At 63.6% G+C, this 16,746-nt stretch carries 14 protein-coding genes; 1 reads left to right on the forward strand and 13 read right to left on the reverse strand.

All coding sequences use genetic code 11. The annotated features are described in order from the left end of the window. Positions 1 to 12: 12 nt before the first annotated feature. The 7 genes from GRI97_RS05120 to GRI97_RS05150 all read right to left on the reverse strand — a co-directional run bounded on the left by GRI97_RS05120 (position 13) and on the right by GRI97_RS05150 (position 7,928). Positions 13 to 1,695: a carboxylesterase/lipase family protein gene (locus tag GRI97_RS05120; RefSeq protein WP_161390015.1), complete on the reverse strand. Its 1,683-nt coding sequence runs from the start codon at positions 1,693 to 1,695 to the stop codon at positions 13 to 15. 336 nt (positions 1,696 to 2,031) lie between these two features. Next, the gene (locus GRI97_RS05125) at positions 2,032 to 3,144 is read right to left on the reverse strand and encodes a hypothetical protein (RefSeq protein ID WP_161390016.1); all 1,113 of its coding nucleotides are present in this window, start codon (positions 3,142 to 3,144) and stop codon (positions 2,032 to 2,034) included. Between the two features lie 61 nt (positions 3,145 to 3,205). Continuing rightward, a complete protein-coding gene (locus GRI97_RS05130) occupies positions 3,206 to 4,240 on the reverse strand; it encodes a hypothetical protein (protein WP_161390017.1) in 1,035 nt (344 codons plus the stop codon). Continuing rightward, positions 4,237 to 6,159 carry an outer membrane protein assembly factor BamB family protein gene (locus tag GRI97_RS05135; RefSeq protein WP_161390018.1) on the reverse strand — a complete coding sequence of 641 codons (1,923 nt, stop codon included), beginning with the start codon at positions 6,157 to 6,159 and terminating at the stop codon, positions 4,237 to 4,239. The genes GRI97_RS05130 and GRI97_RS05135 overlap by 4 nt, the downstream gene beginning before the upstream one ends. A gap of 202 nt (positions 6,160 to 6,361) precedes the next feature. Then, positions 6,362 to 7,093: a hypothetical protein gene (locus GRI97_RS05140; protein WP_161390019.1), complete on the reverse strand. Its 732-nt coding sequence runs from the start codon at positions 7,091 to 7,093 to the stop codon at positions 6,362 to 6,364. Between the two features lie 87 nt (positions 7,094 to 7,180). Continuing rightward, positions 7,181 to 7,399 (reverse strand): hypothetical protein, encoded by a 219-nt coding sequence (locus GRI97_RS05145; RefSeq protein WP_161390020.1) that lies wholly within the window; start codon positions 7,397 to 7,399, stop codon positions 7,181 to 7,183. A gap of 19 nt (positions 7,400 to 7,418) precedes the next feature. Further along, positions 7,419 to 7,928, reverse strand: a complete 510-nt coding sequence (locus GRI97_RS05150; RefSeq protein WP_161390021.1) for a hypothetical protein — start codon at positions 7,926 to 7,928, stop codon at positions 7,419 to 7,421. 235 nt (positions 7,929 to 8,163) lie between these two features. Here GRI97_RS05150 and GRI97_RS05155 point away from each other — a divergent pair, with 235 nt between their 5' ends. Then, positions 8,164 to 8,562 (forward strand): c-type cytochrome, encoded by a 399-nt coding sequence (locus tag GRI97_RS05155; protein WP_161390022.1) that lies wholly within the window; start codon positions 8,164 to 8,166, stop codon positions 8,560 to 8,562. A gap of 67 nt (positions 8,563 to 8,629) precedes the next feature. Here the strand turns inward: GRI97_RS05155 and GRI97_RS05160 are convergent, their stop codons facing one another. The 6 genes from GRI97_RS05160 to GRI97_RS05185 all read right to left on the reverse strand — a co-directional run bounded on the left by GRI97_RS05160 (position 8,630) and on the right by GRI97_RS05185 (position 16,691). After that, entirely contained in the window at positions 8,630 to 9,658 is a 1,029-nt protein-coding gene (locus GRI97_RS05160) for a VOC family protein (protein WP_161390023.1), read from the reverse strand. Positions 9,659 to 9,705: 47 nt separating this feature from the next. Continuing rightward, positions 9,706 to 11,682 (reverse strand): outer membrane protein assembly factor BamB family protein, encoded by a 1,977-nt coding sequence (locus GRI97_RS05165; RefSeq protein WP_161390024.1) that lies wholly within the window; start codon positions 11,680 to 11,682, stop codon positions 9,706 to 9,708. Positions 11,683 to 11,785: 103 nt separating this feature from the next. Beyond that, a complete protein-coding gene (locus GRI97_RS05170; RefSeq protein WP_161390025.1) occupies positions 11,786 to 13,939 on the reverse strand; it encodes a PQQ-dependent dehydrogenase, methanol/ethanol family in 2,154 nt (717 codons plus the stop codon). A gap of 46 nt (positions 13,940 to 13,985) precedes the next feature. After that, entirely contained in the window at positions 13,986 to 14,882 is an 897-nt protein-coding gene (locus tag GRI97_RS05175) for a kinase (RefSeq protein WP_161390026.1), read from the reverse strand. Further along, positions 14,879 to 15,847, reverse strand: coding sequence for a 2-hydroxyacid dehydrogenase (locus GRI97_RS05180; protein ID WP_161390027.1), 969 nt, complete (start codon positions 15,845 to 15,847; stop codon positions 14,879 to 14,881). Before GRI97_RS05180 ends, GRI97_RS05175 begins: the two co-directional genes overlap by 4 nt. A gap of 4 nt (positions 15,848 to 15,851) precedes the next feature. After that, the gene (locus tag GRI97_RS05185; protein WP_161390028.1) at positions 15,852 to 16,691 is read right to left on the reverse strand and encodes a beta-etherase; all 840 of its coding nucleotides are present in this window, start codon (positions 16,689 to 16,691) and stop codon (positions 15,852 to 15,854) included. Between the last annotated feature and the right edge of the window lie 55 nt (positions 16,692 to 16,746).

Below are 16,746 nucleotides of genomic sequence, written 5' to 3' on the forward strand. Positions count from 1 at the left end.
ATTTTTGTATTTTTATTGTCCCGGTTTGATCCCCAGCGGCTGCGCCACCCGTTCTTCATACATCGCGCGGAACAGCGCCGACTGGGCCGGGGTGATCCACTTGCCCTTGCCGGAACCATTGCCATTCAGCAGCATGGCTTCATCGGCACCCAGCTGACGCAGCGTCGGCCATTGCGGCAGGCCTTCGCCATTGGGATTGCCGGTGCGGGCGAAGTTCACCCAATATTGCGACAATTGATCGGCAAAGGCCAACTCGGCCGGATTGTTGGCCATCAGCGTGACGGAACTGCCCGCCGGGAAGGTGCGCGGTGCCGCCAGATTGTTGAAGGCATAGGGGATTTCCGCCGTGTGACCGGCGCCCAGATTGGGGCGGTCGGCATCATAGGGCGGGGTATGGGTGAACCAGTACAGCCACGCGTTCTTGCCGATCTTGGCCTGCGATTCCGCAAACAGCCGCATGTGCCAGGCCATGGTGTCGGAAAATGGCATGGTCGATGCCTTGATCGCTTCGGTCTCGGTGCTGACCGGGTAAGCCGCGCGGCCCAGCGCCACCTGATTGCCCCAGCGGCGCGCTTCGCCTTCGTTCCAGCTGGCGAGGGTCGCCGGCGGCCCGCCCATGGCTGCGGTGAACGAACCTTCATCCGAATTGGAGCCGACGAGGACGTCGACCGGGTTCTGACGGCCATTGGCGAAGGTGATCGACAGATCTTCCGGAATGATCCAGCCATCGACGACCATGCCCTGGCCGCGGAAGTTCTTGATCACCTCTTCCGCGGGCAATGCGCGCATGGCGGCGAGCGAGGTGGCGCCGATCTTCTCGGCAGCTTCCACCGTGCGGCGTTCGGAATCGGCCATGGTCGGCATCAGGGCGATGCCCAGGCCCATCCAGGCGCCGCTTTGCGAAATCGCCCGCTCGAACGTGCCGCGTGCCACCGGCGATCCGGTCAGCCCTGCGTCCAGCGCGGCGCCGGCGCTTTCGCCGAAGATGGTGATATTGTCTGGATCGCCACCAAAGGCTGCGACATTTTCCTTCAGCCATTTGAAGGCGGCGATGGCATCGCCCATCGCCTGATTGCCGGAGGCATTGTGGGGGCTTTCCGCCGTCAGTTCAGGGTGGGAAAGAAATCCGAGCGATCCGACGCGATAGTTGAAGGTGACCAGCACCACGCCCTTTTCGGCCAGCTTGTCGCCTTCGCTGAAGGGGGCATTGCCACCGCCTTCATTATACGCCCCGCCATAGAGCCACACCATTACCGGGCGCTTCTCGCCGGCGGCCTTGGCTCCGGTCCAGATGTTCAGGAACAGGCAGTCTTCGCTCATCGCCGGGGAATCCGGCATGTCGGTGGCAGAATTGACCGGGAAACGCTGCGGCGCGGGTGGCTGCACGCAGACATTGCCCCATTTGGTGGCATCGCGCACGCCGGTCCAGGCGACCGGTGCGGCGGGCTGGGCCCAGCGCAAATCGCCCACCGGCGGTGCGGCGAAAGGAATGCCCTTGAAGACGGTGATGCCTTCGCTTTTGCCCGGTGCGCCCTGTACCAGCCCCTGCTGGGTCTGAACGGGGCCGCTCAGGCCACCGGCAGCGGTGGAATTGACCGGCGCATTGGTCTGCGCACAGGCTGTCGTGGCGGACATCAGCATCACGCCTGCGACCACGCCCTGCAATCTGTTGTAGGGCAATTTCTTGTAAGCCATCAGATCCACTCCTGTTTCTTGTTTCCGCCACAGGCGCCACCGGGGTGCCGGGCGGGGGATAATGCGCTGCCCAATCTGCCTGCTGGTCCCTCTATTGAAGGTACGAGGTTGCGCCTGTTCCGCACAGAGCAGAACGACGGGGCATCGAAAGGCGGGTTTTCAGGAAAATCATGCCCGACCGCGAAGGCGCTGGTACGGGGTGCATGCTGTGGAAGCCGCTGCGCAGCGCGATCTCACACCATGTGATGCAGCGGAGCCACGCCCCGTGAACTTGGCCATATCGGCCGGTCCGAAGACCATTGCGTTCACAGGGCGCAGCCCGCCGTCATTCAGGCATCAATGCCCGCTGTTGGCTTCACCGGCGACATCTTCGGCGCTGGCTGCCTGCAGGCTGCCGGCGCGCGATGCGGTGATGTAGTTGCGAACCTGCACATTGCCTTCGTGGCAGGCGTATTCGAAGAATTCGTAATCGTCCTTGCGCGTCCATTCCAGACGGGCAGTCCAGGGCGCGGTGAAGACCTTGGGATCGTTATAGGTCAGTTCGTAGATGATGTGATCCTTGTTGGTCATCGTCAGCCGTTCGGTGGTTACCGCTTCTGCGCTGGTCGGAATGGTGTTGAACGGCGGCACGCCCATGGTCGCCATGTTCAGCGGCGAACCGTTGCGTGCGTATTGATCCGTCGTGGCGCTGTCGCCGGTCTTCACATGCTTGGTTTCGATGACCAGCGTGTTGCCTTCCCAGCGGCCACGGCTGCTGCCCAGCCATGCTTCAACACCCTGCGGCCATTCGGCGGCGGTGGTGGTGGGGATAACGCGGGTGCCCAGCATTTCCAGCGCGATCACGACATAGCCGGGCGACTGGAAGATGCGGATGCCGTTGTTGTACCGGAACGGCAGCATGGAGGCCGGGAAACCGCGCGAGATGCAGCGATCCCATCCGTCGAAATCGGTTACCCAGTTGAAGTCTGTGTTCGGGGTCCAGCTGGAACGGCCGGCCTTGTACAGCGCTTCGGCTTCGGGGGTGAAGGCGGGCAGTTTGCCATTGGTCGGCGACACCAGCAGGGATGTGCGGCGGCCCGATGCGTCGGATTCGACCCAGTGGCCCATGCCCATCTTGCCGGATTCTTCCTCGGCCTGATAGGCTTCGGTGGAACGGTTGGCCTGTTCCGCACGCTGATTGAATTCTTCCTCGCTCAGCCAGAAGCGGTCACCATACTGATCCGGGCGCGACAGCGGCAGGCTGGCGATGTTGTCGATCGGCCAGCCGCCACGGAAATCGGGCTCACCCCAGGGGGTCTTGGGCGGATCGAAATCGGTCGGCACAGGCGGCATGGTGGTCAGATCGGCCGGCACCTGCTGTGCGGCTACGGGCACCGCCAGCGAAGTCAGGCTTACGGCGGCAAGCAGCGCGCCTGCTGCCATGCTGCGGATAAAGTTCGACGTGTTCATTTTCTGGGCCCCTCCGGCTCTCATAACTCTGCAAGGTTCAGTGTATTCGATCTTCGCCGGGTCAGTCACCGGTCTTCTGCTCCTGCGCGCGCTCGGCACGGGACGCAGTGATATAGTTTCGGACCTGCACATTGCCTTCATGGCAGGCATACTCGAAAATACCGAAATCGTCATCGCGTTGCCAGTCCAGCCGCGCCGTCCATGGCGCGGTGAATACCACCGGATCGTTCAGCGTGACTTCGTAGACAATCGTGTCCTGGCTGGTCATGGTGAAGCGTTCGGTGATCTTGGCCTGCGCGCTGATCGGGGTGTCGTTTTCGCGCGGCGAACCCGTTGTGCCGATGTTCGTGGCAGATGGGCCCGGCTTCAGATTGGTGGTTTCCACTACCAGCGTGTTGCCGTTTTCCCAATGGCCCCGGCTTTCGCCCAGCCAGTTTTCGATCTGGGTCGGGATGCCCGCGCGGCCGTCGGTCGGGATCAGGCGGGTTTCATGCACCATTTCCATCTGCAGGGCGACCAGGCCCGGCGACTGGAAGATGCGCATGCCGTTATTGTACATGAACGGGAACATCGATGCCGGCAGGCCGCGCGTGATGCAGCGGTCCCAGCTATCGAAATCATCCGTCCATTCGAAGCTCTGCCCGGCGGCCCAGGTAGACCGCATTTCGTCGGACAGCTTTTGCCCTTCTGGGGTAAAAGCGGGCAGGCGGCCATTGGGTGGATCGATGATCCAGCTGGTGCGGCGATTGGCGTTGGCCACCTCGGCCCAGTGGCCGATGCCCATGGTGCCGGTCTTGTCTTCATTCTCGTAACGCTGGGCCAGCTGCTGCACGGCCTCGTCGCGCTGGGCGAACTCTTCCTCCGTCAGGAAGGCGCGATTGCCCTGCGCCGGATCGCGTTCCAGCGGGGTGCGACCATTGAGATGGTCGATCGGCCAGCCACCCCGCAGGTCGGGTTCGCCCCAGGGGGTGGTCTTGGCCTTAAAATCGGTCGGCACGGGCGGAACGACCGTCAGGTCGACCGCCTGCGCCAGCACGCCGGTCACCGGCGCCAGGGCGCAGGTGGCGGCGAGCAGAACGGCCAGGGCGCGCATCATTTAGCTCCGGCGGGCAGGGCGAAGGTCATGTACTGGCTCGGGCCCGGTTCAGGCAGGCCCAGGCCGCCGGCAAAGTGGCCGACACCGCCCACCGGAATGGTGATGTACTGGCGGCCATCCACTTCGAACACGGCGGGCACGCCCTCGGTCGCCGCCGGCAGCTCATATTCCCACAGCACGCGGCCGGTATCGGCATCGCGGGCGCGGAACTTGCGGTCCGTGGCCGTGCCGACGAACAGCAGGCCACCGGCGGTGGCGACCGGGCCGCCGCGCGGTGCCTGGGCGCCGACACCGGTAATGCCCTGACGTTCCAGCGTCATGACTTCACCATTGGGAATGGCGTAAAGCTTGTTCCCGGTGTTCATGTCATAGGCGGTCAGATAGGAGAACGGCGGCTTGATCGCGACCATCCCATTGCTCTGCAACAGGAAGTTCGTCGGCCAGCGATAGGGCATGATGTCATCGCCTTCGCCGTTCGGCATCGCGGCCTTCGCCTCTGCCCGGCGATCCGGGTTGAGGTTCAGCAGCAGCGGCAATTCACGCGAGACGACATAGATGCGCTGGCGCACCGGATCGGCTGCGACGCCGCCCCAGTTGGTGCCGCCATTGTGGCCCGGCATGGAGATCGACCCGCGCAGGCTGGGCGGGGTGAAGATGCCTTCGTTGCGGGACTTGGCCAGCAGTTCGCGCAGCTTGGCCTGGTCGGCTTCCGGAATATGCGGATTGATGTCTTCAGCCGTGAAGCGATCGCGGCCGAACCGTTCCGGCCAGCTCGGGATCGGCTGGGTCGGCGATGCCTTTTCACCCGGAACGTCCGATGCCGGCACCGGGGTTTCGTTGATCGGCCACACGGGCGTGCCATCGCGGCGATCGAACACGAACAGGAAGCCTTGCTTGCTGGGCTGGATCACCACGGGGATCTGCTGGCCATCCTTGGTGATGGTCATCAGTTTCGGCGCGGCGGGAAGATCGAAATCCCACAGATCGTGATGCACGGTCTGGAAATGCCAGACGCGTTCACCGGTTTCCGCATTCAGCGCGACCAGCGAATTGGCGAACAGGTTGTTGCCTTCGCGGTTGCCGCCGTAGAAATCATAACGGGCGGTACCGGTGGGGATGAACACCAGGCCCAGTTCGGTATCAATCGTCGATTCCGACCAGTTGTGAATTCCGCCGAACTTTTCGCGGTCCTTTTCCGGCCAGGTTTCCGAACCGAATTCGCCCACGCGCGGCACCACATGGAACGCCCACTTCAGTGCGCCGGTGCGTATGTCATAGGCCTGGATGTCGCCGGGGGAGGATGCATAATCATAATGCCCCGCCGGCAGGGAGATGATGATCGTGTCCTTGTAGATCCGGCCCGGATTGTCGCTCTGCAGCGGGCGGGCTTCGACACCGTCGCTGCGCAGCGCGCCGCGCAAATCAACCTTGCCGGCCTGGCCGAAGCCGTCGATGAAGCGGCCGGTGCGGGCGTCGATCGCGCGCAGCATGCCGTCGTTCACGACCATCAGCCGTTCTTCCGAACCGTCCGCGCTCTTCCAGTAATTGATCCCGCGCGCGCCGATGCGGCCTTCGATGCTGCTGCGCCAGATTTCCGTGCCGGTCGCCGGGTTCAGCGCCACCAGATTGCCGTCACCGGCCAGCACATACATGCGGCCACCGGCCACGACCGGGTTGAAACGCGGGGGCTGGCCTTCGCCTGTGGGATAGCTCCATGCCAGCTGCAGCTGCTGGACATTGCCGGTATTGACCTGGTTCAGCGCGGAATATTGCGAGCTTTCGCCGCCGCCCAGATAGCTGTCCCAGGTGGTATAATCGAAATTGCCTGCGGGAAGCGCGCTGGCCGATGCCGCGCGATTGCCGGTTGTTGCGCCAGGCGCGGTGCAGGCCGATGCCATCATGGCGAGCGCCACAGTCATCAGCGGCAAAGTAAGGCGACGGGCCTTTGCACCCCGGATCGAGCGCGCGCGCGGCGATGATGTCACTTCAGGCTCCCTGCTTTATCGTTGCCGCCTCCCCAGCGGCTTCGGCGCCTGCCTAGCCGAGATTGCGCAACAACAACAAGAGCCCGGGCGCGCCTATTTGACAAAATCCGAAAAAAGCGCGCCCCGGCCTATCCATTTATTGCGCCGGCGCGGCGGCTTCCGGCGTGGGTGACGGGGCACCGCCGGCTGCCGGGGCCGCCGTTTCTGCACCGATCGGGTTCAGATCCCGCGGGTGCTTGCCGGTCTTGTCGAAAGTGAAGGATGCGTTGATCGGACCTGCCACATCGACTGTCACAGTCACCGGATCGATGGTCCGATTCTGCCAGTACCAGCCATGAATCCCGGCAAACTGCGCGACATAGACCCCGCTCTGCTGCGCCGCATCGCCCACGGAATAGCCTTCGGTCATCTCCTCACCGCCGACATGGGGATGCGAATGCATGTCGTAATGGACCGGCACCGGCGCCTTCCAGCTGAAGATCAGCGGCGCCTTCTCGGCCAGGTCGTATTTCATCTCGATGGCCTCGAACGGCAGCAGTTCGATGGTGTAGCGGTCCGTCTTGATCGTGTCCGCCGCCGGCGCGGCAACGCCCGCTTCGGCCGCGACTCGGGTCAGCTCTGCTGCCAGTCCTTCTGGCGCGATGCCGGCCGCGATTGGCCAGATCACCTGTCCGCGCGCCTTGCCCCGGATCACTTCTTCGCTTTCCACCTCTTCGGAAAGCTTCAGCACGCCGGTGGCCTTGCCGATGCCGAGCGGATCCTTGCCATATTCGGCGGGCAGCACGAAGCCGAGCACGCCCACGGCGGCCACGACCACGGCGCCACCCAGGAGGAGCAGCTTCTTCGAGCCTGATTTCTGTTCGGTCATGCGATATATCCTGTGAAATGATGAAGGTTCAGGGGCGGGCGCGAAGGTGCGGGTGCCCCATCGGCAGTTCGGGCGCTGGCGGCACGATCAGCCATGCCGCGCCATCTTGTTGAGCAGGATCAGAATCCATGCCGGGGTCGGGCCGAACAGCGGAACGGCCGGTTGCGGATCAGGCGAAAGCGCCCTGATCGCGGCGGTGGGTGAAGCTTTCAGGCCGGCCCCCGCCGGCACTTCGCCCATCGGTGTCATGAATGGACCGACAGGGGGGACGCGCTGTGCCGCGCCGTTGTGTGGCGACTGGATCATCGGCCCCCCTGTGGCGGAGTTACTGGTGTTCTTCGACGGCGGCCTTCACCGCTTCGATGTCGTTGATGACCGGAACATCGGCTTCCTTGGGCGGATAGACCTGATGGCAGGCGGAGCAGACGGAATAGACGGTGCCGCCCACTTCGAAGGTCTTTTCCACGTCCTTGTCGATGGCGGCCTGTTCGGCGCGCTTGGACACTTCGGTCAGCGAGTTGGCGAACAGCACCCAGTCTTCACCACGCCCGGCGGCATAGGAAGGGCTGGCCAGCTGCTTGCCCAGTTCACCGATCTTGACGGCGGCCAGACGGGTTTTTTCCCAGTCTTCATCGGTCTCCGGCACAATGTCGTGGTTGCCGGTTTCGTCGCTGATGTACTGGACTGCGCCCCAATATATTTCTGCCGTCGGCTGCACGGTTTTTGCCATCAGCTGCTGCACGGTGACATCAGGCTGGGCGACAGCGCTGGAATTGTCGCCACATGCAGTCAGCAGGGACACAGCGGCCAGGACACCCAGATAACTTCTGACCATGTTCTGGTCTCTCCTTAACGTGTTTGACGGAACCCTAGATCATCGGTTTCGTTGCGTCACCTCCACTGTTGTCCCGTCATGCCGTCCGGATGCGGCGTTTGTATCACGAAATTGACAAAGTCCAGAAATCCGGCCGTGTAAATCTGCGGTAAAGCTTGACTCGGTTACGACAGTCCTCGACAGGGTCGCCAAACCGGGCAACCCGGCGAAAAAGATAGAGATACTGGGGAAAAAAATGGTTCGATTCGCAGCATTTGCAGATACGCGCGGCAAGATTGGCGCCGCTGCTCTCGCCCTGGCGATCGTAGCAGTTCCTGCCGCCAGCGCTTTCGCCGTGGCTCCTGAACTGGAAGGCGCTGAAGGCGGCGCAGCCGCTGCCACGCTGAGCGCCGAACAGGTCGAACAGGGCCGGCAGATCTTCAACGACTGGTCCTGCGGCGCCTGCCACGTGCTCGGCGATGCCGGCGGCACGGGCCACATCGGTCCGTCCTTCGACGGCAACAGCAAGCTGGACTATGCCTTCGTGCTCGGCCGGGTCACCGATGGGCAGGGCGCAATGCCCGGTTTCGGCGGTCAGTTGACCGACGAGGAAATTGATATTGTCTCGAAGTACATCATGCAGGCCAAGAAGTAATCTGGCCTGCTACCGGATATGAAAAAGGGGGCCATCCGGCCCCCTTTTTTGTGTCTGCAATGCCGGATCAGCGGCGCCCGGTGCCCCCATTCGACGCCGGCTGCGCGCTGGCATTGACCTGGGCGAAGTAATTGGTGACGCCGTCCGGATCGTTCAGCCACACCGTGATCAGTTCGAACCCGCGCAGCTTGTTCAGCGGCGTTTCCACGGCGATGTTGCGCGCCTTGGCCTTGGCATCGACCATCGGCGTGTCGCTGACGACATATTGGATGCCCGCGCTGCCATTGTCCGCCGGCTCATTGGTCCCGGTGTGATAAAGCGAAATGGTCGTTTCGCCATGGCGGAACGGGTAGCGTGTGATCCCCAGCAATTTGTCCTCGACCGGGGGCAATTCATCCAGGCCGACGAATTCGCGATAGAAGGCGCGGCTGCGTTCCAGGTCTGACGTGTTGATGTTCACTCCCACGCCGTCATTCGATCCCGGCTTGGCGCCGGCACGAATCACCAGTTCCAGCGGAAATCCCGAAGGATCGTTGACCATGGCCGCACGGGTGCCGTCGCCGCGATCGCCGAAGCTGGGGGCGGGGAAGCCGGCCGCGGTGAAGCTGGCAATGACGTCCTGCTCACTGGGATAGGTCAGCGTCAGGAAGCGGATGCCCGTTCCGGCCTTGTAACCACCGGACATATCGTATTTGCGATTGCCCTGCTGCCCGGCCGCCAGCTTGATCTGTGCCGATCCCACGCCGGTCAGCAGCATCTGCTGCGACGATGTCAGCTGGATCGGATTGAGCGAGCGCAGCTTCAGTGCCTCGGTATAGAACTTCACGATCTCTGCGGTGTTTTCACGCGGGAAGCGGCGGAACACATTCATCCCGTTCAGCACGAACAGGCTGCGCGTCGGGCTCATCAGCTGTTCCTGCGTCAGCGTGCCCGGCTTGTATGGCAGATCTTCATCGATCTGCATCAGCGCGCCTTCCGGCGTGGTGGTGGTCCGCGTTCCGCCGGCGGCGGGTGCGGCATTGTCCTGGGCATGGGCGGCGCAACCGGCAATCGCCAGTGCCGCGCAGCCCAGCGCCAGCAAAGTGTTCCTCTTCATTGACAGCTCTCCCATGATCTTCACCCCTTGTTTTGTCTGTTCCCGCATCATTCGGGCAGGGCGAAGGCAATCAGCGATTCATTGTTCATCGGCCGCCCGTCGGGTCCGCGCGGCGGCGGTCCGGCCAGGTTGGAACCCGATGCCAGGATGGCGACATATTGCTTGCCGTCCTTCCCGCGATAGGAAACCGGCACGGTCAGGGCGCCGTAATCGAGCTGCTTGCTCCACAGCATCTTGCCGTTTTCGGCATCGAAGGCGCGGAAATAGCGGTCAGACGTGGCGCCGATGAAAACCAGCCCGCCGGCGGTCACGATCGGCCCGCCGAAGGTGTTGTTGGATCCGGTTTCCTGCTTGCCTTCGGGCAGGACTTCGGTGGTGCCCAGCGGCGTTGCCCACAGCACTTCGCCGCTGTTGCCGTCCACTGCCAGCAACCGGCCCCAGGGCGGGCGGATGCAGGGCAGATTGGTCTTGGTGCCATCGGCCGCCGTGAAGGGCGCGATGAAGGATGAATAGGCGCCCGGGCCCGCCAGGCTGCCACGGTCGTAGATCTGGGTGGAGGCATCGGTGCCGCGCCCGTAATCCCCTTCGGGGTTGCGCTTCTCGATCCAGCCGATGCTGCCGCTTTCGGTGGTGTTGAGATAGATGATGCCGCGATGCGGATCCGAAGCGCTGCCGCCCCAGTTGGACCCGCCATTGTGCGGCATGTTGATAGATGCACGCGGCGCCATGCCTTCTTCATGCAGGAAGAAGGGCGTGAAGGGGCCGGAATTGAAGAAGGTGCCGCCATAGGAATCGAGCAGCGCGCGGCAGGCGGCGGCATGATCGGCAGAGGTATCCTCGGCCGTGACCACATCGTCGGGCGTCCAGTGCATGCGCGACAGCAGTTCCGGCTTCACCGGGATCGGCTGGGTCGGCGAATACCATTCGCCCGGCACATCGCCGCGCGCGACGATCATTTCATTGACGCCGTGGATCGGTTCGCCGGTTTCACGGTTGAGGATATACATCAGCCCCGGCTTGCCGGTCTCGGCCAGGGCAGGGATGGTCTTGCCATCAATGGTGACGTCGAACAGCACGGGCGGGGCGGGAAGATCCCAATCCCACAAATCATGGTGAATGGTCTGGAAATGCCAGCGATAGGCACCGGTCTGCGCATCGAGCGCCACCACCGAATTGCCGAACAGATTGGCGCCCGGGCGATCGCCGCCGTAATAATTGGGCGATGGGCTGCCCAGCGTCATGTAGATCAGCCCGGTCTTCGGGTCGCCGGTCGCATACCAGATCCACATATTGGTGCCGGACCGTTCTTTCCAGCCATCGTCCAGCCAGGTTTCATGGCCCACTTCGCCCGGTTGGGGGATGCTGTTGAATTCCCACAGCTTCTTGCCGGTGCGCGCGTCATAGGCGCGGCTGTTGCCGCTCGGGCCGCGCGGCATTTCGGCGGTGTTGGCGCCGATCAGCATCACATTGCCGAAGATCGATGGGGGATAGCCATAGGGCGTGCCTTCGATGGCGGCGACGCCGTTTTCGCCGAATCCCGGGTCCGGCTGCCCGGTCGCGGCGGACAGCGCGACCAGCGTGGGGCCAGTGGAAAAGATGATGCGCGGGCCGATATCGCCTTCGCCCGGCCAGTAGGACACGCCGCGGCGGACGAGGCCACCCGCGACATCATGCCGCCACAATTCGCGCCCGGTGTGCGCTTCCAGCGCGACGACGGCATTGCCGACCGGCAGATACATGATGCCGTCGATCACGATCGGCACGGTGCCGCCCAGCAAGGCCGCGCCGCCGGTGGGGCGCAGGCGGAAACGCCAGGCTTCGTCGAGCTTCTCGACATTGTCCTTGTTGATTTCGTTCAGCGGGGAAAAGCGGGTGCCGCCCATGTCGCGGGCCCAGCTGACCCAGTCCCCTTCGGCCACTTCCGATCCCGGATAGGTGCCCTGCGGCTGCTGTTGTGCCTGCAGCGCCGGCGCCGACAGCGCGATCATCGCCGCACCCAATGCCAGGACCATGGATTTGCGCATTCGTCTCTCCCCAATCAACGACGGGCGCGCTGGTGTTCCATTCTGCGCGCCCGTCGCTGGTTAGCGAGGTATCATCCGTTATGCAAATAGTTCATCAACAGAACTATTGTCCGGCCGGAGGCCCATTGTCGGTTGCCTGCTGGCCCGATGCCTCGACCGCACGCATGCGCTTGGCTTCGGTCAGCACATGGCCGCGAATGGCCTCTGCCTGTTCGGGCGTGATCCACTTGGAAAAGCTGATCATGCCATTGTCGGCCAGCGCCCCGTCGATCACCACGCTGCGCCATGCATCGCGGTTGGTGGCGATGGCAGACCGCATCAGATTGGGGTTCACCGGGCCACGGTGGCAGATGGTGCAGAAGGTGAAGTACCATTTTTCACCCTCGGCCAGCTGCGCCGGGGTGAAGGTCTCAGTGCTTTCGACATAGGGTTCGGGGGTGAAGGGCGGCAGCTGTTCCAGCTTGGCTGTCCCGCCAACCTTGAAGGCCAGCAGCATGCCATTGGGGGCCGGGCGACGCATCCATGGCGATTCCGTCGCCATGCCCATCGATCCACCGTAACCGGCCAGGACTACGATATATTGTTCGCCATTGGCGCGATAGCTGATCGGCCCGGCCACCATTCCGCGCTGGGCATCGAACTTCCATAATTCCTTGCCGGTTTCGGCGTTATAGGCATGGAAGAAGCCATAAGGATCGCCCTGGAACACCAGATTGCCCGCCGTCGCCAGCGTGCCGCCGTTCCACGGGAAGGGCTGTTCCACCTTCCAGCGGGCTTCCTGCTTGACCGGATCCCACGCCAGCAGCGTGCCCCGGTTCATCGCGGCGAGCGCTGCCCGCCGTTCAGCGGGCGTGGCGCCCTCGATCGCGCCTTCCGGCGGCGCCTGGAAGGCAACCCCGGTGTTCCAGCGGCCGATGTGGCGTTCGTAATTCACGTCGTCCCCATAGGCGAGCGGCACATGCATGCTGGGGATGTAGACCAGCCCGGTGATCGGCGAATAGCTCATCGGATGCCAGGCATGGGCGCCGATCCCGGCCGGGAACAGCAGTGCCGGCTTGTCGGCAAAGCGGGCTTCCGGCTTTTCGACCGGACGGCCGGTGGCCAGATCGATCCGTTCGGCCCAGTTCTGCGGTGCATAGGGTTCGGCGCTGATCAGCTTCCCGTTGCTGCGATCCAGCACATAGAAGAACCCGTTCTTGGGCGCCTGCATCAACACCTTGCGCGGTTCGCCGTCGATGTTGAGATCGGCCAGGGTGATCTGCTGGGTGGCGGTGAAATCCCAGGTTTCGCCCGGGTTCACCTGATAATGCCATTTGTAGGCGCCGGTATCGGGATCGAGCGCCAGAATGGAACTGAGGAACAGATTGTCCCCCTTGCCATTGCTGCGCGCGCGATGGTTCCAGGGCGATCCATTGCCCACGCCCACGATCAGCTGATCGAAATCGGCATCATAGACGAAGGAATCCCACACGGTTCCGCCGCCGCCCATTTCCCAATATTTGCCATCCCAGGTCTTGCCCGCGAATTTGGCGAAGGCTTCGTCCGATGCGGCATTGTCCGGGCCGTCGGCAGGGTTGCCGGGCACGGTGTAGAACCGCCACACCAAGTCGCCGTCATTGGCGTCATAGGCGCTCAGGTAACCGCGCACGCCCAGCTCGGCGCCGCTGTTGCCGATGATCACCTTGCCCCGGATCACGCGCGGTGCCCCGGTGATGGTGTAGGGCTTGCTCTGGTCGACCGTGACCTTGTCCCACAGCGGCTTGCCCGTGGCGGCATCGATGGCGATCAGCCGGCCATCGATCGTCCCGACGAACACCTTGCCTTCCCAAACGGCGACGCCGCGATTGACGACATCGCAGCAGGCATCGGCACCCTTGGCGCCAATTACTTCGGGGTCATACTGCCACAGCGTCTTGCCGGTGGCGGCATCGACGGCCATCACCTTGGACCAGGCGGTGGAGATATACATGACCCCGTCCACGACGATCGGGGTCGCTTCCTGCCCGCGATTGGTATCCAGTTCGACGGCCCAGGCGAGCTTCAGATCGCCGATGTTCTCGGCATTGATGTCGGTCAGCGGGCTGAAGCGCTGTTCGGCATAGGTGCGCCCATGCGTCATCCAGTTGTCGGGATCATCCTCGGCAGCCAGCAGGCGCTTTTCATCCACATCGGCCGGGCCGTCGGGCCCCGATCCACAGGCGCTGATGATCAGGCACAACGGCAGGGCCGCCGCACGCAGGACACGGGCCAGTGTCATCTCGAAATTCCTCCCCAAACTCTTCTGTTCTGTAGATCGATGGCGTTCATCGGTTGATGAAATCGGTCAGCACCGGCGGCAGGCCGATGGGCCGTTGGTCATCGCCCAGCCGCAGCACCACATCGGCACGCGCGGGCATTTCCTGCGCGATATGCCGGGTCAGCCGCTCGTAATGCATGATGAAGCGTTCCACCGCCGCCTCATCCATCAACCCGGCGGCATCGGGACGGGCGGCGGCCAGCTTGCGTTCCTGCAGCAGGCGGTTGGCCTTCACCGATTCGAACCCCGGCACGGCCAGCATCACCAGGATGTCCATGCGCGCGAACAGCGCGGCATAATCGGTCTGCAGATACCGATTGACGGTTCCGCGCCAGATTCCCAGCGGATCTTCCTCCCGCTCCAGGCTGTTCACCGGTTCGGCCAGAGCCACTTCATCCTGCGGCCGGGCGCCCACGCACCAGCCTTCGAACAGCACGATATCCACCGGCGGGGTGGAAGAATGCGCGTCCGGGCTGCGATCATCCACCGCCTTGTCGAACCGGGGTACATCGGCCGGCTGCCCGCCCAGCAGATCGTCGAACACCTTGTGCGCCAGCGCCGTATCATGCGTCCCGGGCACGCCGCGCGTGGCGAACAGCGGGTGGACCGCATCGGCCAGTTCCGCCCGTTCCGCCTTTCGGAGATAGAGGTCGTCCAGCGACACGGTGATCGCCTGCAGGCCACGCTGATGCAGCAGCAGTTCCAGAAAATGGCACAGCGTCGATTTGCCCGAACCCTGCGCGCCATTGATGCCCACCAGCAGCGGCTGATCGGGCAGCTTGCAGGCCGCCACGAAATTGGCCAGCGGCGCCCAATAATCGGTAACGACGGTGGCGTAATCCCGCGGGAGCTTTTCCCGCGTGATCAGCGCATCGACGGCGGCGCGCAGGTCAGCCTGGCTCATGCGATCCGGTCGGGCAGTTCATCGCCATTGGCCCAAGCTTGCGCATTGGCCAGCGCCCGCATGCCCATGGCAACGCGGGTTTCGCGGTTGGCGCTGCCCAGATGCGGCAGCAGCACGGCGCTTTCCAGCTCCAGCAGCGCCGCCGGCACCGCCGGCTCCTGCGGATAGACGTCCAGCCCGGCACCGGCCAGATGCCCGCTGCGCAATGCATCGGCCAGCGCATCATGATCGACCACGCCGCCGCGCGCAGTGTTGATCAGGTAAGATCCGGCCTTCATCTTCGCCAGCGACTGGGCATTGATCAGATTGGCGGTGTCCCCGCCGCCCGGCACATGCAGCGAGACGAAATCGGACAGGCCGAGCAGATCGTCGAGCACCGGGTGGAATTCCGCCTGCAGTTCCGCCGCAATATCCGCTTCGGCCGGACGCCGGGCGTAATAGGCGATCTTCATGCCGAATCCATGATGCGCGCGGCGGGCGGTGGCGATGCCGATCCGGCCGAAACCGACCAGCCCCAGCACCTTGCCGCGCAGTTCCGAACCGATCAGATGGGTCGGGCGCCAGCCGCTCCACCGGCCATCGCGCAGTTCCCGTTCCCCTTCGCCCGCGCGTCGTGCGGCCATCAGCAGCAGGGTCAGCGCAATATCGGCGGTGGCATCGGTCAACACGCCGGGCGTGTTGGTCACGGCAATGCCCTTGGCCTTGGCGGCGTCCAGCGCAATATGGTCGAAACCGACGCCGTAATTGGCGATCAGCTTCACCCGATCGCCCCCGGCGATCACATCGGCGTCGATCCGGTCTGACACGGTGGGGCAGAGCACATCATAGGCGCCCATCGCATCGGCCAGCGCCTGCTGGCTCATCGGTTCGTCACTCTCGTTCAGCGTCACATCGAATTGCGCGCGCAGCGCCTCTTCGACGGTGTCGGGCCAGCGGCGGGTTACAAGCAGTTTGGGACGTGTCACGTGATCAAGCCTTTGCCATGCCGTCGGTAATCCGCTGGGTTTCGGCGCGGGTCGATTCCAGGCCGGTGTTGCGCTTGTGGATCCCGCCCTGGCCGGCAGCAGCAAACAGCGGGGCGTCGCCTTCACGCTGTTCCAGGCCATAGAGCGGAAACAGGCCGGGGTGACGGCCCAGTCCGCCGAACAGATCGCGACACCTTTCGATCCAGTCGCGCAGCGGATCGTCTTCGGCCAGCGCCGGGATCTTGCATACCGATGCGGTGAACAGGATGGATCCCAGAATGCGGTAATCGGCATAGTTCGGCGTCTCGCCGCCCAGCCATTTTTCCTCCCGCAGCACGATACGCAGCGGTTCCAGATCGGCGGAGATCAGCGGCAGGCGATCCTCGCGCCCGGCCTGGCGATCTTCCAGTTTCATGCCGATCATGATTTCGCGCGAATGGGTGATGTATTCATGATCTTCGGGGTTCGAAAGATCGCGGTAATCCGCGCAGTAGCAGCGCATCCATGGCCCGGTCGCCACGCGCCAGAACCACGCATCCAGTGCCCGCACCATCGGCGCCACGCTCGGGTGGGGGATCAGAGCCGGGCGATCGGGATAGGTCGTGTCGAGATATTCGACGATGCCCCAGCTATCGAGCACCCATTTGCCATCGTCCACGATCGCCGGCAGCCGTTCGGTCTTGCCGCCTGTCCGTTCTGAAATGCCGGTAAAACCACCCGGCACCAGATCGATATCGAAGCCCTTGTGCGCCAGCGCATATTTGGTCGACCAGACGAAGGGGCTGATCGTGGCGCCGGTGGAAATCGCAATATCGTAACAGGTGATCGTGTTGTTTTGCGCCATGCGGCCTCTCCGTTGATCTTGTCCTTTCCCGCAGTGCTATTGGGTCGGGGGACAA

Source organism: Croceibacterium xixiisoli, from assembly GCF_009827305.1.
Taxonomy (GTDB): Bacteria; Pseudomonadota; Alphaproteobacteria; order Sphingomonadales; family Sphingomonadaceae; genus Croceibacterium_C; species Croceibacterium_C xixiisoli.